Origin of the sequence: uncultured Roseibium sp., assembly GCF_963675095.2 — a bacterium.
Lineage (GTDB): Bacteria > Pseudomonadota > Alphaproteobacteria > Rhizobiales > Stappiaceae > Roseibium.
In genome coordinates, this window is record NZ_CAXXSJ010000053.1 from 1 (window position 1) to 15,730 (window position 15,730).

13 protein-coding genes, 1 pseudogene and 1 riboswitch are annotated in these 15,730 nt (G+C 60.1%); of the genes and pseudogenes, 11 read left to right on the forward strand and 3 right to left on the reverse strand.

Annotated elements, in window-relative coordinates:
- The 9 genes and pseudogenes from ABIN98_RS19845 to ABIN98_RS19885 all read left to right on the forward strand — a co-directional run.
- Positions 1-830: pseudogene (locus tag ABIN98_RS19845) on the forward strand (GMC oxidoreductase); the annotation flags it as partial.
- A 117-nt stretch (positions 831-947) separates the two neighbouring features.
- Complete coding sequence (locus ABIN98_RS19850; RefSeq protein WP_346912358.1) at positions 948-2,201, forward strand: PQQ-dependent sugar dehydrogenase; 1,254 nt, start codon at positions 948-950, stop codon at positions 2,199-2,201.
- On the forward strand, positions 2,201-2,800 hold the full coding sequence (locus ABIN98_RS19855; protein WP_346912360.1) for a c-type cytochrome: 600 nt from the start codon (positions 2,201-2,203) through the stop codon (positions 2,798-2,800). Before ABIN98_RS19850 ends, ABIN98_RS19855 begins: the two co-directional genes overlap by 1 nt.
- A 269-nt stretch (positions 2,801-3,069) precedes the next feature.
- A complete protein-coding gene (locus tag ABIN98_RS19860) occupies positions 3,070-3,561 on the forward strand; it encodes a RimK/LysX family protein (protein WP_346912362.1) in 492 nt (163 codons plus the stop codon).
- Positions 3,562-3,623: 62 nt separating this feature from the next.
- Positions 3,624-4,529, forward strand: coding sequence for a 30S ribosomal protein S6--L-glutamate ligase (gene rimK / locus ABIN98_RS19865; protein ID WP_346912364.1), 906 nt, complete (start codon positions 3,624-3,626; stop codon positions 4,527-4,529).
- A 3-nt stretch (positions 4,530-4,532) separates the two neighbouring features.
- A complete protein-coding gene (locus ABIN98_RS19870) occupies positions 4,533-5,576 on the forward strand; it encodes a succinylglutamate desuccinylase/aspartoacylase family protein (RefSeq protein ID WP_346912366.1) in 1,044 nt (347 codons plus the stop codon).
- A gap of 165 nt (positions 5,577-5,741) precedes the next feature.
- Entirely contained in the window at positions 5,742-8,045 is a 2,304-nt protein-coding gene (locus ABIN98_RS19875; protein ID WP_346912368.1) for a xanthine dehydrogenase family protein molybdopterin-binding subunit, read from the forward strand.
- A 256-nt stretch (positions 8,046-8,301) separates the two neighbouring features.
- Positions 8,302-10,380, forward strand: coding sequence for an EAL domain-containing protein (locus ABIN98_RS19880; protein WP_346912370.1), 2,079 nt, complete (start codon positions 8,302-8,304; stop codon positions 10,378-10,380).
- Positions 10,381-10,588: 208 nt separating this feature from the next.
- A complete protein-coding gene (locus ABIN98_RS19885; protein WP_346912372.1) occupies positions 10,589-11,590 on the forward strand; it encodes a DMT family transporter in 1,002 nt (333 codons plus the stop codon).
- Between the two features lie 69 nt (positions 11,591-11,659).
- Here ABIN98_RS19885 and ABIN98_RS19890 read toward each other — a convergent pair whose 3' ends face one another.
- Positions 11,660-12,556 carry a LysR family transcriptional regulator gene (locus ABIN98_RS19890; protein WP_346912374.1) on the reverse strand — a complete coding sequence of 299 codons (897 nt, stop codon included), beginning with the start codon at positions 12,554-12,556 and terminating at the stop codon, positions 11,660-11,662.
- A gap of 39 nt (positions 12,557-12,595) precedes the next feature.
- Here ABIN98_RS19890 and ABIN98_RS19895 point away from each other — a divergent pair, with 39 nt between their 5' ends.
- Positions 12,596-13,354, forward strand: coding sequence for a sulfite exporter TauE/SafE family protein (locus ABIN98_RS19895; protein WP_346912376.1), 759 nt, complete (start codon positions 12,596-12,598; stop codon positions 13,352-13,354).
- Positions 13,355-13,557: 203 nt separating this feature from the next.
- On the opposite strand, the gene ABIN98_RS19900 is transcribed toward ABIN98_RS19895, so the two are convergent.
- Together ABIN98_RS19900 and ABIN98_RS19905 are read right to left on the reverse strand one after the other, a co-directional pair.
- On the reverse strand, positions 13,558-14,349 hold the full coding sequence (locus ABIN98_RS19900; RefSeq protein WP_346912378.1) for a hypothetical protein: 792 nt from the start codon (positions 14,347-14,349) through the stop codon (positions 13,558-13,560).
- A 49-nt stretch (positions 14,350-14,398) separates the two neighbouring features.
- A complete protein-coding gene (locus ABIN98_RS19905) occupies positions 14,399-14,635 on the reverse strand; it encodes an Lrp/AsnC ligand binding domain-containing protein (RefSeq protein WP_346912380.1) in 237 nt (78 codons plus the stop codon).
- A gap of 125 nt (positions 14,636-14,760) precedes the next feature.
- Positions 14,761-14,870: riboswitch (TPP riboswitch) on the forward strand.
- 71 nt (positions 14,871-14,941) lie between these two features.
- Between ABIN98_RS19905 and thiM the strand changes: the two genes are divergently transcribed.
- On the forward strand, positions 14,942-15,703 hold the full coding sequence (gene thiM, locus ABIN98_RS19910) for a hydroxyethylthiazole kinase (RefSeq protein ID WP_346912382.1): 762 nt from the start codon (positions 14,942-14,944) through the stop codon (positions 15,701-15,703).
- The last annotated feature ends 27 nt before the right edge of the window (positions 15,704-15,730 follow it).

Here is a 15,730-nt window from a genome sequence, read left to right on the forward strand (position 1 = left end):
GTCTATGCGGACAAGGACGGCAATCAGCAGATGCAGAAGGCACGGCTTGTCTGCGTGGCCGGCAATTCCATCGAAAGCCCGCGGCTGCTTCTGAATTCCGCGTCGACCCTATTCCCGGATGGCCTTGCCAATTCCTCCGGCCAGGTTGGACGCAATTACATGCGTCACATGACCGGATCGGTCTATGCGGTGTTCGACAAGCCCGTGCGCATGTGGCGCGGCACCACCATGGCCGGCATCGTCCAGGACGAGGCGCGCTTCGATCCTTCGCGCGGTTTCGTCGGCGGCTACGAGTTGGAGACACTGGCCCTCGGCCTGCCGTTTATGGCGGCGTTTCTGGATCCGGGCGCGTGGGGCCGTGAGTTCACCACCCGCGCTCGACTCGTACGAAAACATGGCCGGGGCTGTGGATCGTGGGCGAGGACATGCCCCAGGAAACCAACCGGATCACCTTGAACCACGACGTGAAGGACAGTCACGGACTGCCGGTTCCGGACGTGCATTTCGACGATCATCCGAACGACATCGCCATGCGCAACCATGCCTACGCCCGAGGCCAGGCGATCTACGACGCGGTGGGGGCAACCCGGACATTTCCGACGCCGCCTTATCCGTCGACGCACAACCTTGGAACCAACCGGATGTCGGCGAATGCCCGCGACGGGGTCGTCAACAAATGGGGGCAGACGCACGACATTCCGAACCTATTCATTTCTGACGGCAGCCAGTTCACGACCGGTGCCGCGGAGAATCCCACGCTGACGATCGTCGCCCTTGCCATCCGGCAGGCCGATCACATCGCGGGGGAAATGAGCAAGGGCAATCTATAGGGCAGGGGTGATTGAATCTGACAGCCGGCTGCATTGCGTTTGCTTGAAAAAGGGGGTGGTCTTCCCGGGAAGGCCGCCCCGAACGCACGTCCAGTGCGCTTACATTGGGAGGAAGACATGAAAAGACTGCTTTTGGGAACAGCGAGCCTGCTCGCGGTAACAGCATTGGCCCAAGCCCAGGCGCCGGTGCCGGAAAACCTGGAGAAACTGTCGAATTTCCAGACGACGGGCACGTCGGAATTCACCTTCGTCGATCAGACCGGCGACTATGCGGACGGCATCAAGAAGACCCTCGAGCGGATCAAGCTGCCGGACGGGTTCAAGATCGGCCTTTATGCGGTCGTGCCGGATGCACGTCACATGGCGGTCGGACCGCAGGGGATCGTGACCTTCGTCGGAACGCGCAAGGACAAGGTCTGGTCCGTGACCGACCGCAACAAGGATCGCGTGGCAGACGAGGTGAAGGACTTCGCGCCGTCGCTGAAGTTCGCGATCCCGAACGGACCGTGCTTCTCCAAGGACGGCTTCCTCTATATCGCCGAACAGAACCGGGTTCTGGTCTATCCGGCGGCCGAGTTCTTCTATGAAAGCCCGGACGTAGCCGCCTTCAACGTGGTCAAGCAGGGCGAGCTGATCCCGCCGACGGAAGAAAGCTACAACCACACCGCCCGCGTCTGCGATATCGGACCGGACGGCAAGCTCTACATCACTCTCGGTCAGCCGTTCAACGTCCCGGCACCGGAGAAGGCGGATCTCTACAACAAGTGGGGCATCGGCGGCATCATCCGGCTGAACACGGATGGCACGGGCCGTGAGGTCTTCGCGACCGGCGTCCGCAACTCCGTCGGCATGGACATCGATCCGAAGACCGGCGACGTCTGGTTCACCGACAACCAGGTCGACGGCATGGGTGACGACATTCCTCCGGGTGAACTCAACCATGCGACGGCTGCCGGGCAGAACTTCGGCTTCCCGTGGTATGGCGGCGGCAATGTCCGAACCAACGAGTACAAGAACGACGAGCCGCCGGCGGATGTGGTGTTCCCGGCAGCCGAGCAGGTCGCCCATGCCGCAGACCTTGGCATGAAGTTCTACACGGGCAAGATGTTCCCGGCCAAATACCAGGGGGCCATCTTCTCCGCCCAGCACGGCTCGTGGAACCGGACGACCCCGGTCGGCGCCCGGGTGATGGTGTCCTATGTCAACGAGGACGGCACCGCGACCAGCGAGCCTTTTGCCGAGGGTTGGATCGACGAGAACGGCGAATATCTCGGCCGTCCGGTCGATGTGGCCGAATTGCGTGACGGATCCATCCTGGTGTCCGACGATCTGGCGGGTGCCATCTACCGGATCTGGTACGAGGGCAATTGATGCTGCGTAGCGTGATACTGGCTCTGGGCGGGGTTTTCCTCGCCCAGGGCGTCTTAAACCAGAGCGCCTTTGCCCAGATGCCGGCCGGCGATCCGGCGGAAGGGCGCAAGAAAGCGACGATGTGCCGGACCTGTCACGGGATCGAAGGGCTGGCCAAGATCCCGATCGCGCCGAATATCGGCGGCGAACCGGCCTCCTATATCTCCCGGCAACTGATCGCGTTCCGGGCCGGAGCGCGCACCCATGAGATGATGAGCGTCGTTGCCAAGTCGCTCGACGATCAGACAATCGCCGATGTGGCGGCCTGGTATGCGGAGCAGAAGGCATCGGCAACCCTGCCCGCGGGCAAGACGGACGCACAGGCGCCGGAAACCTGTGTCGCCTGCCACGGCACGGAGGGCATCGCGACCATGGAGGACGCGCCCAATCTCGCCGGCGAAACGGTGATGTATCTCGATACCCAGCTCAAGGCGTTCAGAGGCGGCAAGCGCACCCATGAGATCATGTCGGACATTGCGGCCGATCTTAGCGACGAAGATATCCGCGAGCTTGCCGAATGGTATTCCGGGATCAAGTTGAACATCGAAAAGGCAAAATAATCCGGCAAGGCTGATCCACAGGATTTGAACCTCCCCCCGCAGCCCAACCTGCCTTGGAACACGTACAAAACGGAAAGGGTTTTGTGCGTGTTCCGGGGTTCTTTTTTCAAGCAATCGAACCGGCCTTAACGGCGACCGAAATGTCGCTGGGCCATCGCGCGTTTTTCCTCTTTGCAAGTGGCCCGATTACGTATTTATGATTCAGGTCTCGGGAGCGTTGGGACAGGAACCGGTGCTTGAACCGACTTGAACAACGGGAACCGGAGCGCATGAAATCCGCTACACGCAAAAAACTGCGGCCACCGGCGGATGTGATCGGCTGGCGCGAAATCGTTGCCCTTCCGGAGCTCGGGCTGCCTTCGATCCGGGCCAAGATCGATACTGGTGCGCGGACCTCTGCCTTGCATGCGGAGGACCAGGAGATCTACGATCGGGACGGGAAAACCTGGGTGCGTTTCCGTCTGCCCGGTTCACGCTATCACCGCGATATGCAGGTGGAAGTGCCGGTGGCCGATTCTCGGGACATCAAGAATACCAGTGGTGTGCCCGAACAGCGGCTTGTGATTGAGACTTTGCTGATCCTGGGGCACCATCACTGGCACGTGGAAGTCTCTCTGGCCAACAGAGAGAACATGGGGTTCGATATGATCCTTGGCCGGACAGCTGTCCGGGGCCGCAATGTGCTGGTCAATCCGGGCCGGTCCTTTCTGGCCGGTGAACCGATGCTTCCCGCAACCAAGGCTTCTGGTTCTGACGCCTGAGATTGTATTTCGGCGGCTTTGAGGCCGGTGCCGATAGCATTTATCCCGATCGGAGTTGACTTATGAAAATCGCAATGCTGGCGCGGAACCCGGATCTTTACTCTCACAAACGGCTCAAGCAAGCCGCCGAGGACCGGGGTCTGCAGCTCGATATCATCAATACCCTGCGATGTTACATGAACATCGCCTCGCGCCGGCCGGAGATCTACTACAACGGGGAGAAGCTCGTTGGTTATGACGCGGTTATTCCGCGTATCGGGGCTTCGATCACCTTTTACGGCCTGGCCATTCTGCGCCAGTTCGAGATGATGGGCGTCTATCCGCTCAACGAATCCGTTGCCATCGGCCGGTCGCGCGACAAGTTGCGCTCCCTGCAGCTTCTGGCGCGTGACGGTATCGGCCTGCCGGTGACCACCTTCGCCCATGATCCGAAGATGACGGAAGAGGTTCTGAAAGTGGCAGGCGGCGCACCGGTGGTGATCAAGCTCCTGGAAGGCACACAAGGTATCGGTGTCGTTCTGGCGGACACCGAACGGTCTGCGAAATCTGTGATCGAGGCTTTCCGCGGCGCCAATGTGAACATCCTGGTGCAGGAGTTCATCAAGGAAGCGGGCGGTACCGACATTCGCGCTCTCGTCGTCGGTGGCAAGGTGATCGCGACCATGAAACGGACCGGTGCGGAAGGCGAATTCCGTTCCAACCTGCACCGTGGCGGCAGCGCGGAAGCGATCCGGATTTCGCCTGAAGAACGGTCGACGGCGATCCGCGCGGCAAAGGCCATGGGGCTCAATGTCTGTGGTGTAGACATGCTTCGATCCAATCACGGGCCGGTGGTGATGGAGGTGAATTCCTCTCCGGGGCTGGAAGGCGTGGAGAACGCGACCGGGATCGATGTCGCGGGCAAGATCATCGAATTCCTGATGAAACACGCCACGGCCGGAAAAACGAAAACCAAGGGCAAGGGCTAGGCCGTGGACGATCGCAGAGCTTTCGAGATCGGCAGTTTTAAGGTCGCTCCGGGCGCCCGCAAGACGGTGGATCTACCGGTCAGCGTTCTCTCCGACCACACGCCGGTGAAAATGTCGGTTCATGTCATCCATGGCCGGCGCCCGGGCCCCGTGGTCTTCGTCAGTGCCGCCGTGCACGGTGACGAGGTGATCGGTGTCGAAATCGCGCGGCGGGTTCTGCGCGCGCCGAACCTCGATACGATCAAGGGCACCTTGCTGATTATCCCGATCGTCAACGCTTTCGGGTTTCACAGCCATTCCAGATACCTGCCCGACAGGCGCGATCTCAACCGCTCCTTTCCCGGCAGCGAGAAGGGGTCTCTGGCCGGCCGGCTGGCGAACCTGTTCATGACCGAGATCGTGTGCAAGGCCGACCTCGGCATCGATCTGCATTCGGCGGCGATCCACCGGACCAATCTGCCCCAGATCCGTGTTTCGCCGTCCAAGGATGACACTATGGCTCTTGCCGAGGCCTTCGGTGCCCCGGTCATCCTGACATCGAAGCTTCGGGAAGGCTCCTTGCGCGAAGCCGGTCAGAAAAAGGGCGTCGATATTCTGATTTACGAGGCGGGCGAGGGGCTCCGGTTCGACGAAATGGCGATCCGGGCCGGTGTGTCGGGGATTTTACGGGTGCTGCGCAAGCTCGGCATGATTTCCGGCAAAGGCGTGACCAGGCCCAAGGTTGCGTCGATCCGGACATCGTCCAGTTCCTGGGTGCGGGCGCCGGCGGGCGGTTTGCTCCGGCCTTTCAAGTCGACCGGAGAAGTGGTTGAGCGCGGCGACCTTCTTGGGATCGTCTCCGATCCCTTCGGCGAGGTGGAAAAGGAAATCTTCGCTCCGGACGGCGGACTGATCATCGGCCGCACCAATCTGCCGATCATCTATGAAGGCGACGGCCTGTTCCACATTGCCGCGGTCCGCAAGCATCATGACCCGGAAGGAACGGTCGACAGCCTCACGGCGCAGCACATTGCCGATCCGCTATTCGATGAGGATGAAATCATCTGAGGTCCATGCCCGGTAAATTTTGTTCCAGAGGATTGAAGGTCCTTTGCTTAGCCCCTCTGGAACTGAGCGCTCGGAGCCGTTAAGCTCCGCCCAAATTTCCGCCCCTCTCGCCTGAGAACCTCCTCCCCAGGGCGGCCCACATCACGTTATCAAGGACGTAGCCAGATGAACCAGATGGTCCCAGCCAAGTTCGGTATCGGCGCGCCGGTCCGGCGCAAGGAAGATGCAGCCCTGATCACCGGACACGGCCATTTCACCGACGATTTCGCACCGGAAGGCTGCCAGCATGCCTATGTGCTGCGGTCTGCCATGGCGCATGCGAAGATTTCCGTGTCGGGGCTCGATGAAGCCCGCGCGTTTCCGGGCGTGTCGCTGATCCTGACGGCTGCGGATATTCCGGATCTGAAGACCATGCCGACGAAGGCGGTGATGAAGCAGATCGACGGGACCATGCACAAATGTCCGCCGCAGCCGGTGCTGTGCGGCGATGAAGTACGTTTCGTGGGCGACGCGATCGCCTTCATCGTGGCGGACAGCGTCAATACGGCGAAATCCGCCGCCGAACTGATCGAGGTCGATTACGAGCCGCTCGATGTTGTCGTCGGCGTTGAGGAAGCGCTTGCCGATGGCGCGCCGCTGGTCTGGCCGGAGTTCGGCACCAACAAGGCCTTTACGCTCGGCCATGGCGATGCGGACAAGTGCGCTGCAGCTTTTGAGAAGGCCGCCCATGTCACTAAGATCAAGGTCGTCAACAACCGGCTTGTCGCCAACTACATGGAACCCCGCGTCTGCATCGCCGAGTACGATGCCGGAACGGAGCGGTACACGCTGACCTCGGGCACCCAGGGCGGCCATGGCACCCGTGACGTGATCTGCAACGACATTCTCGGCATCGATCCGTCCCGTCTGCGCGTGGTGACGCCGGACGTGGGCGGTGGTTTCGGCACCAAGATGTTCGTCTACCGCGAGTATCCGCTCAGCCTCGTGGCCGCGGAACGCCTCGGGAAGCCGGTGAAATGGACCGGTGAGCGGACGGAGCATTTCATCACCGACGCGCACGGCCGGGACAATGTCACCACCGCGGAACTGGCATTCGACGCGAACCACAAGATCCTTGGTCTCAAGATCGATGTGCTTGCCGCCATGGGCGCCTATCTGCACCAGTTTGCGCCTTATATCCCTTACGTTGGCACGTCCATGTCGACAGGGCTCTACGACGTGCCGGCGCTCGCCGTGACGGCGACCGGGGTCTATGACAACACGGTTCCGACCGATGCCTACCGCGGTGCCGGCCGGCCGGAAGCCGCTTATCTGATCGAGCGGCTGATTGAAAAGGCGGGACTGGAATCCGGTCTCGGCTCGGCTGAAATCCGCCGCCGCAATTTCGTGCCGTCAGAGAACCTGCCGTACACGACCGCGACCGGCCGCATGTACGACACCGGTGATTTTGCCGGGCATATGGACAAGGCGATGGCGGAAGCCGACTGGGACGGCTTCAAGGCGCGCCAGGAAAAGAGCGCGGCTGAAGGCAAGTACCGCGGCATCGGCATGTGCTGCTATATCGAGGCCTGCGCCTTCCCGGGCGGTGAGGAAGCGACCGTCGAACTCAACGACAACGGCACGGTCACCCTTCTGATCGGCACCCAGTCGAACGGCCAGGGCCATGTGACCGCCTATGGCCAGGTGATCGCCGAGAAGCTCGGCCTCGATCTGGAGCATGTCGAGGTGATCCAGGGCGACACCGACCGGGTGCGCAAGGGCGGCGGTACGGGCGGATCGCGTTCCATTCCGCTGGGGCTTCCGTCGGTCAACGAGGCCTCCAAGATCCTTGTCCAGAAGATCAAGGAACAGGCAGCGCAGCAGCTTGAAACCGGCACGGACGATCTGGAGCTGGTCGACGGCAATGTGCGCGTCGTCGGGACCGACCGTCAGGTCACCCTGGCGGAAGTGGCAGCCCAGGCTTCGGAAAAACTCTCCGGACGCGACGAGGTCAAGCAGGCAGAGGCAACCTATCCGAACGGCAGCCATATCGCCGAGGTGGAAGTCGATCCGGAAACAGGCGATGTAACGATCGAAAACTACGTCATCGTCGACGATTTCGGCGTGACCGTGAACCCGATCCTTCTGGAAGGTCAGGTCCATGGCGGTATTGCCCAGGCGATCAGCCAGGCCTTCTGCGAAAACACGGTCTATGATGAGGACGGCCAACTGCTGACGGCCTCGCTCATGGATTACAAGCTGATCCGGGCCGCCGATCTTCCTTTCTTCAACTTCCAGACAAAGAATGTGCCGTCGACGACCAACGCGCTCGGGATCAAGGGAGCGGGAGAGGCCGGTACCATCGGCGGCTGCGCATCGGTCATGAATGCGCTGCAGATGGCGCTGCGCGACGGCGCCGGTGTTGCCCATATCGACATGCCGGCAACGCCGTTGCGCATCTGGGAAGCGATCCAGGCTGCGAAAGGCTGATCGCCGGTTCCGGCACTAACAGACCAAGGGGCGGCCTGGTGCCGCCCCTTTTTCGTGGCGGATTGGTTTGACGGGCCGGAAAAACCGTCTGCCGTCTTCCTCCGGCGCATTGCGACGGCGCTTCGGGGCCTATGACTCATGAATTACGTATTTACCCGTAGAAAGCACACGGTCTGTTAGGACATGGGTGTTAGAAAATCCGGAATGCGTGCGGGAGGCGCCAAAACGAGTAATCCGGATCCGGCTGGTAAGTCGTATGTTTTCTGTACTGTCATGTATTGCGGTTGATCACGAGTATCGGTTCATCGCTTTTGCCGCGATTGTCTGTGTCGTCGGTTCGTTTCTCACATTGAGTCTCTTCTCCAGGATCAGGAACAGCGCCGGATCCCGGCGGTTTCTCTGGCTGTTGCTGGCCGGACTGGTGGGCGGCAGCACCATCTGGACCACCCATTTCGCCGCCATGCTCGGCTATGTCGCGCCGTTCGGGCGAACCTTCGAACCGGTACTGACCCTGTTGTCGCTGGTCGTAGCCATCGGATCCACAAGCTTCAGCTTCTTCGTCGCGAGCCGGTCGGACGGTTGGCTGATGACCGGACTTGGCGGTCTCCTGTTCGGCCTCGGCGCGGCTTCCATGCATTACATCGGCATGTCGGCTTATCTGGTTCCGGGACTTATCCATTGGGACCAGGGCTTCGTCGCGGCTTCTGCCGTTCTCGGTGGGCTGTTCGGCACGGCAACCACCCTGATCCTGGCAAGATACGGAAAACGCGCGGGATTGTGGGCTGCGACGGCAATGATGGTACTGGGCATCGTTGCCTTGCACTTCACCGGCATGACGGCGATGACCATTGTGCCCTTAAGCGGCATTGACGTGCCGCCGCAGGCCGTCTCGGACGATGTCATGCTCGCGGCCGTCGTCGGCATGACCATGGTCATTATCGTGATCGTCGGATCGGCTTTTTTCATCGATCAGCGAAGCATGGAGGAGGCTGCATCCACCTACCGGCACCTGGCGTTGCACGACCCGTTGACCGGAATGCCGAACCGTTCCTTCCTGAAGAAGAAGGTCGAGGAAGGACGCGACGCCATCAGCGGAGGCACCAGCCGGCTTGCCGTCGTCGCCATCGATCTGGACCGTTTCAAGGACATCAATGACCTCCACGGACAGATGGCTGGGGACAAGCTCCTGCAAAACATTGCCGAGCGATTGCGGGCCGAATTGGCCGAAGATGAATTCATCGCCCGCAACGGCGGCGATGAATTCGTGGCCGTGAAGCGGATTGCGGGCGCTGACCATCAGGCGATGGAATTCGCCGACCGGCTCCGGCGGCAGTTGGATGCGCCCTTCCACTGGGACGGAGAGGCGATCAGCATCGCCACCAGCATCGGCATTTCCCTGGCCCCGCGTGATGGAAATGAGGAGCATGACCTGATCGCGCGTGCAGGGCTTGCCGCGCATCACGCCAAGAAGAACGGTGGCGACCAGGTCGTTTTTTATGAAGCTGCCATGGAGGAAACGAGCAGAGTTCGCGCGTCCATTGCCATGGATCTGAAATCGGCGATCGCGAATGGGGAGCTGGAACTTTTCTACCAGCCCCAGAATGATACGAAGACACGTCGGCTGAAGGGCTTCGAAGCCCTGGTCCGGTGGAACCATCCGAAAAAGGGGCTTATTCCTCCCTCGGATTTCATCCCGGTGGCGGAGGAAACCGGCCTCATCCTGGATATCGGTGCATGGGTTCTGGAAACCGCCTGCCGGACGGCCGCGCACTGGCCCAGGGAGTTTACCGTGGCGGTGAATGTCTCGGCCCGCCAGTTGGCCCAGGAGACCTTGCCGCATCAGGTTGCGGTCGTGCTGGCACGGACCGGGCTGTTCCCCGGCCGTCTCGAAATCGAGCTGACCGAAAGCGGTCTGATCGCGGATCAGGAGCATGCGCTCAAGATCGTTCAGGCGCTGAAGGACCTGGGCGTCAGCGTTGCCATGGACGATTTTGGCACCGGTTACTCCTCGCTTTCGACCTTGCAGAATTTTCCGTTCGACAAGATCAAGATCGACAGGGAGTTCGTCCGAAGCCTGACGTCGAACCAGCAGGCGGTCGCGATCGTCAAATCGACACTTCTGCTCGGTTCGAGCCTGAGTATTCCGGTTCTCGCGGAGGGGGTGGAAACGGAAGACCAGCTGTCCTTCCTGGACGCCGAGGGCTGCCAGTCAGTGCAGGGATTTCTGTTCGGGCAGCCGCTCCGGCTTGAGCAGTGCGAGGAACTGATCCGGGAGGAAATGCAGGGACGGCTGTCCATCCCGCTTGCGTTCGCGACCAAGGCCGGCGTGCGTTGATTTTTCAGGAATCAGGCCTATTGTTGCCCGTGTAACCATATTCTGCCGTTTTTCACCCGTATTCGCCTTGCCATCCCCCATGATGAGACTGCTGCAAGGCTTGTTCCCGGGTGGGTTTCCGGTTTTCTCAAACGACAGAGTGGCCTGTCAGGGCCCGGCGCCCCGCTCTGCCTTTCCCTATCAACGCCGGCCCCTTAGGACGTGATCCATGGCGCTTTCCGGCGCTTCCGCAAAATCACCGGCACAGCCGACTTCCTCCGGGCTGACCCGTGTCGCTCCTGTGCTTGGAATATCCCTGAAACTCGGCTCGACGCTGATGTTCACCATCATGATGGCGATGCTGAAGATGGCCGCGGAAACCGTGCCGATCGGTGAGATTGTCTTTGCCCGCAATTTCTTCGGTATGTTTCCGGTGCTGATCATGGTCGCCTGGCGCGGTGAGCTTGCCTTAGCGCTGAAGACATCCCGTCCGCTCAGCCATCTCGGCCGCTCGTCGGTGGGGATCTCCGCCATGATCCTTTCGTTCACGGGCTTCTCCTTGCTGCCTCTGCCCGATGCCACGGCAATCGGCTTCGCCACGCCGCTGTTCGTGGTGGTGCTTGCCTGGCTGGTGCTGCACGAGACGATCAGGCTCTACCGGTGGAGCGCGGTTGTCATCGGATTTCTCGGTATCCTGATCATCCTGTCGCCCCATATGGGCGAAAGCACCGTCGGCAACGGTCAGATGATCGGAGCGGCCTGTGCCGCCCTGTCGGCGGTCTTTGCCGCCATGGCGATGATCTTCGTGCGCAGGCTGTGCGAAACCGAGCGGACCACGACCATCGTGACCTGGTTTTCAGGCTCGGCCACCCTGCTTGCCCTTTTGACCATTCCGATCGGTTTCGCTTATCCGGACCAGGCGTGGGTCCTGCCGGACGGAGATACGGCCTTTATCCTGATGATGGTCGGTCTTGCCGGCGGCATCGGGCAGATTCTTCTGACCCAGAGCTATCGCTATGCCGATGCCTCGACGATCGCGCCCTTCGACTATGCCAACATGATCTGGGCGGTGATCCTGGGATATGTCCTGTTTGCCGAAGTCCCTCTGCCGGAAGTGCTGATCGGCGCGGCGATCGTCATCGCGGCCGGGATCTTCGTGATCTTCCGGGAACACCGGCTGGGCATCGACAGGACGAAGGCCCGACGCGCGTCGACGCCGTCGAGATCGTGATTGACCGTCGGAAGGCCTTGAAGGTTATTGTCGTTTTCGTGTCCTGGATGCCTTCGACCGTGTGGCGTCTTACCGAAGCTGTGCATTTCGGATGGATTCAACCATCGCTTCGGTAAGCTGTTTTGGTGCGTGCCCGGACAACAGAATGGAACGTCGGGGGACCGGAAGATCGGGGAAACCGTCCACTTCGGTCAACTCTTTCAAGCCGTCACCGACGCAGGACTTCGGCAGCAATCCGACAGCGAACCCGGCACGAAGAGCAGCCTGCAAGCTTGCGAAGCTGCTGCTTTGGAAAGCGACGCGGTGTTGCCGTCCTGCCGCATCCAGGACCTTTACAGGTAAGTCGCGCCAATAGCATTGACGATCAAGTATCGCTAACGGCACCGGTTCATTCTTTGGCCAGCTCTTGCCCTCGCGCGCAGCCCAGACAATCTCCAACGTGCCGAGCGCCTCGCCGCCCACATCATCCAGGCCAGAGCAGACGGCAACATCCAGCTCCCCGGTTCTGACCGCTGTGGCGTATCCCGACGTACAGCCTAGTTTTGCCAGCACCTGAACTTCGGGATGGGAGCGCGCAAACTCCATCAAGATGAGCTCCAGCACATCTTCATCAAAGTCGTCGGGAAGGCCAACTCGAAGCGAGCCGGTCAGCGGCTGCAGGAACAGATTTGCGGCTTCTCTGATCTCGGCGAGGATCGGCTTGGCGCGCGATAGCAACGCCTCTCCGGCTGGTGTCAGGGTCATGCCCTTCGGGGTTCGGATGAACAGGGGGATGCCCAATCCGCTTTCCAGTTTGCGCAGTTGAACACTTATCGCGGACTGGGTTCGGCCGAGCCTGCTTGCGGCTACGGTCATGTTTCCACATTCCGCAATCCTCACAAAGGTCTGCAGAAGATCGGAATCGATGGGCAAGCGTTCGTTTTTATTCATGGAAATGATCGTAATTAATCGTTTTTTTGAAAGCAAGCGCGGCTCTATGGTTCGCCCAGTGCAAGAGGGATGGTCATGGATACGACGCAGGCAATGGTTTTGGTCGGGATTGGGTTTTTCGGGGGCGCGTGGAATGCCATAGCGGGCGGCGCCACGCTCTTCACGTTCCCGGCGCTCATGGCCGTCGGGCTGCCGTCAGTTGTGGCGAATGCCACGAACTACCTGGCTCTATTGCCATCGAATGCGGCAGCTCTTCCCGCCTATCGGGAAGAGTTGCGTGGCCTCGGCAAACAATTGCTCCCGCTGCTTTTCGTGTCAGGCCTTGGCGCGATCATCGGCTCGGTGCTGCTCCTTGCGTCCGATCCGGAGTTTTTTGTCGCGCTGATACCGTTTCTCATTCTCGTGGCGACGGGCCTGTTTGCATTCGGGGATGCCTTGCGTGCCTGGTTGTTGAGAACGATGGGCGATGGTCGTGGCAGCACCGCAATCAATGCAACGCTTTTCGTGTCTTCGATCTATGGCGGGTATTTCGGGGCAGGCCTCGGCATCATCCTGCTTGCGATTGCACAGTTGATGGGTTTCACGAATTTTCACATCGCCAACAGCATCAAGAACCTTCTGGCGACGAGCTTTACAATCTTGAGCATCGTCGTCTTCGGGATCGGCGGGCTCATCGCGTGGCCGCAAGCCGTCGCCATGATTGTGGGCAGCACGGTTGGGGGATATGCAGGGGGGCGTTTGGCCAAACGGATAAACACCCGTTATTTACGCGGCGTGGTCATCGCCTTCGGTCTGGTCCTGTCGCTGATATACTTCGCCCGGACCTTCGCCTGACAATCCCCCCTTCTCCGATTATGAGGGCCATTTTCACGTTCTCCGGAAATGACCGGATTCCTTCTCACGCCAATTCAGCCTCATTTGTGAGGCCGTGACCTAAGCTGCCTGAACTCGAGGGTATTCAGAACGCCTTGAACGGAATGATTGTTTTGATCACGTGATGGCGCGCGGGTTTTGCCGCGCGCCGAATAACATGCCTGTTAGGCAGATGCGGGGAGTTCGAAATCCCTGGGCGCGAAGGGGATCAGGTTTTTCGATCGAAGCGTCTTTGCCCATTTTTCGGCATAGCCATGTGCGTATTGTTCTTTTTCAACACTGGGTTTGGCAAAGTACAAATCTGCCGCCAGATCCATGTCCTCTTGAGCCAACACATCGTTTTCGTAGTGTTGCCAGTGACCCAGTTCATGAAGCAGGGTGCGATAGAGAACTGTGTTTCTGAGTGCCGTTTCCGTTAGTTGGCTGATGGAATGCCGTTTCGTCTTTTCGAACACATGACCGTCTTCGTTAAGACGTTCGAATTCGGCTTTGTCCTCTATGTCCAGCTTGTGGCTCCAGCGCATTTTCGAGCCGAGTTCCTGAGCTTCCAAAAAAATGGCTGATCCGAACAAGTTTCCGATATCTGCCTGATAGATCAGGCGGCCCCAAACCGGGTGTTGCTGGCACTGTTTGCGAGTAGGTTGCCGGAAAACGACATAATCCAGAAAACGATGCTCATCGTCCGGGAGCATCGACAAAAGATGGACAACATCCTCAGGCGAGCATCCGGAACTGAAGCCGTCTCTGGGCTTCTCATACAGGATTTTGATGGTGTCGTCGCCGATGCGGTAATCCTTGACGAAATCCGGACGGATACGTTCGTAGTAACTGCTCCAGTTTCCGCTGCTGTCCTGCCGGCTTTCCGGAATCCGCATCCTGTTTGATTGACCATGGCCCGACGCCGCCGTGCCGATGTTCCGGTTACGACGTTCAGGTTTCCAGACGGGTGTTGGCATACTGTGTCTCCGGGCTTTCCGGAACCATGCCGTCAAATATGGACGGCTCTCAGAAAGCCTTGAATGTAATGATTGTTTTCGTGTCCTGGATGCCGTCGACCGGGTGGACCTTTTCATTGACGAAATGGCCGATGTCCGTCTCATCTTCGACATAGAACTTGACGAGGAGATCGTAGTCGCCGCTGGTCGAGTAGATCTCGCTGGCGATTTCCGCATCCGCAATCCCGTTGGCGACCTTGTAGGTCTCGCCGAGCTTGCATTTGATCATCACGAAAAACGGAATCATGGAACCCTCCAGGAGTTGGCCCGAAATCTCTCTGGTCTCCGACATGGCCCAATTGGCAAGCGCAGTCAATCGCCCGGTCTGATTTCCGGTGCTTGCATTTCGCGCTTTGAGTTGTTAGCTCTCGAAACATCTCATGGGGGTGCCCGGCGTGTCTGACCGGGCTGAGAGGCAAACGGCCAACTCCTTGAACCTGATCCGGTTTGGACCGGCGGAGGGATTTGAGATGACTGTTCTGCAGGCTGCGGCCACCCTGTCATCACCGTACGACTATTCGATTTCCGTTCCGTTTTTCGCGGAGGACCTGTCATGAGCGCTTCGCATCCGGATTTCGATGCCGGCATCGCGGCGGATCTGCTTGAGCGACTGCGGCGGACGGCGCCCCGGGTTCACTGCATTACGAATGCGGTCGCACAGCATTTCACGGCCAACGTTCTTCTGGCGCTGGGCGCTGTTCCCTCCATGACGATTGCGCCAGATGAGGTCGCGGCCTTTGCAGCAGGCGCCGATGCGTTGCTGGTCAATCTTGGAACCCTCGACGACACCCGCCGGGACGCCATTCCCAAGGCGCTTGAGGCAGCAAAGGCGGCCGGAAAGCCGTTTGTCCTCGACCCGGTCTTCGTCAACCGGACTCCGGTGCGCTGTTCCTATGCGCAGGATCTGCTGACGGCGTCGCCGACCGTGCTCAGGGCGAACCGGGACGAACTGGCCGCGCTTTATCCCGGACAGGATCCTCTCGAGGCCCTTTCCCGGACTTCCGTGACGCTGGCGATAACCGGCGCGGAAGACCTGATTACCGGGCCAGGCCAAACCTTGCGTCTCGCCAATGGTCACCCGCTGCTTGCCAGGGTGACGGCGACCGGCTGTGCGGGAGGGGCGGTGATCGCCGCTTTTCTCGCCGTCTCCGACGATCCGGTTCTGGCCGCGGCTGCCGCGCTCACCGTTTTCAATGTCGCCGGTGAAATGGCGGCAGAACGGGCGCGGGGACCGGGCACTCTGGTGCCGGAGCTTCTGGACGCGCTCTACCTGATCGATGAGGTCCAAATCGCTGGCAGGCTGAAACGGGTCTGACCGACCAAAACACGACAGGAGAAAACC

Bases quoted from the DNA above. Each gene is read 5' to 3' on its own strand.
- ABIN98_RS19905 (WP_346912380.1), bottom strand. From the start codon at position 14,635: ATGATTCCGTTTTTCGTGATGATCAAATGCAAGCTCGGCGAGACCTAC.
- ABIN98_RS19875 (WP_346912368.1), top strand. From the start codon at position 5,742: ATGAACCAGATGGTCCCAGCCAAGTTCGGTATCGGCGCGCCGGTCCGG.
- ABIN98_RS19850 (WP_346912358.1), top strand. From the start codon at position 948: ATGAAAAGACTGCTTTTGGGAACAGCGAGCCTGCTCGCGGTAACAGCA.
- thiM (WP_346912382.1), top strand. From the start codon at position 14,942: ATGAGCGCTTCGCATCCGGATTTCGATGCCGGCATCGCGGCGGATCTG.
- ABIN98_RS19855 (WP_346912360.1), top strand. From the start codon at position 2,201: ATGCTGCGTAGCGTGATACTGGCTCTGGGCGGGGTTTTCCTCGCCCAG.
- ABIN98_RS19900 (WP_346912378.1), bottom strand. From the start codon at position 14,349: ATGCCAACACCCGTCTGGAAACCTGAACGTCGTAACCGGAACATCGGC.
- ABIN98_RS19880 (WP_346912370.1), top strand. From the start codon at position 8,302: ATGTTTTCTGTACTGTCATGTATTGCGGTTGATCACGAGTATCGGTTC.
- rimK (WP_346912364.1), top strand. From the start codon at position 3,624: ATGAAAATCGCAATGCTGGCGCGGAACCCGGATCTTTACTCTCACAAA.
- ABIN98_RS19885 (WP_346912372.1), top strand. From the start codon at position 10,589: ATGGCGCTTTCCGGCGCTTCCGCAAAATCACCGGCACAGCCGACTTCC.
- ABIN98_RS19895 (WP_346912376.1), top strand. From the start codon at position 12,596: ATGGATACGACGCAGGCAATGGTTTTGGTCGGGATTGGGTTTTTCGGG.
- ABIN98_RS19860 (WP_346912362.1), top strand. From the start codon at position 3,070: ATGAAATCCGCTACACGCAAAAAACTGCGGCCACCGGCGGATGTGATC.